This window comes from Kitasatospora griseola, assembly GCF_014648555.1.
In the GTDB taxonomy this organism is placed as follows: Bacteria; Actinomycetota; Actinomycetes; order Streptomycetales; family Streptomycetaceae; genus Kitasatospora; species Kitasatospora griseola.
The window spans coordinates 39,626-40,270 of the sequence record NZ_BMRI01000048.1 but is presented as its reverse complement, the minus strand read 5'-3'; the positions used below and the strand labels follow the sequence as shown (position 1 = coordinate 40,270).

The 645-nt window shown below is 71.9% G+C and carries 1 protein-coding gene; it reads left to right on the top strand.

The features are described from left to right. Positions 1-121 precede the first annotated feature (121 nt). On the top strand, positions 122-645 hold a 524-nt coding region (locus IEZ12_RS39700; protein ID WP_308431114.1), incomplete at its 3' end, for a phosphoribosylaminoimidazolesuccinocarboxamide synthase.

Genomic DNA, 645 nt, shown 5'->3' with positions numbered 1-645 from the left:
CCCCGATCCGCCCCTCGTGCTGTGCCTGTCTCCCCGCGTGGGGCGGGGGCGCACCGGCCCCCGATCCGCCCCTCGTGAAAGACTCCCCGCAGAGCCCCCCAGCTGTGAGGACTGACTGACCGTGAGCGGATTCGTCACCAAGCCCGAGCCGGTCCAGGTGCCCGGCCTGGTCCACCTGCACACCGGCAAGGTGCGCGACCTGTACCGGGACGGCAACGGCAACCTGGTGATGGTGGCCAGCGACCGTACCTCCGCCTACGACTGGGTGCTGCCCAACGAGATCCCCGACAAGGGCCGGATCCTCACCCAGCTGTCGCTGTGGTGGTTCGAGCGGATCGCCGACCTGGTGCCCAACCACGTGATCTCCACCGAGCTGCCCGAGGGCGCCCCCGCCGACTGGGCCGGCCGCACGCTGATCTGCCGCAGCCTGGAGATGGCGCCGGTGGAGTGCGTGGCGCGCGGCTACCTGGCGGGCTCCGGCCTGGAGGAGTACCGGGTCTCCCGCACGGTGTGCGGGATCGCGCTGCCCGAGGGCCTGGACAACGGCTCCGAGCTGCCCGCCCCGATCTACACCCCGGCGCTGAAGGCCGAGGTCGGCGAGCACGACGAGAACGTCTCCTACGAGGAGACCGCCCACCGGGTCGG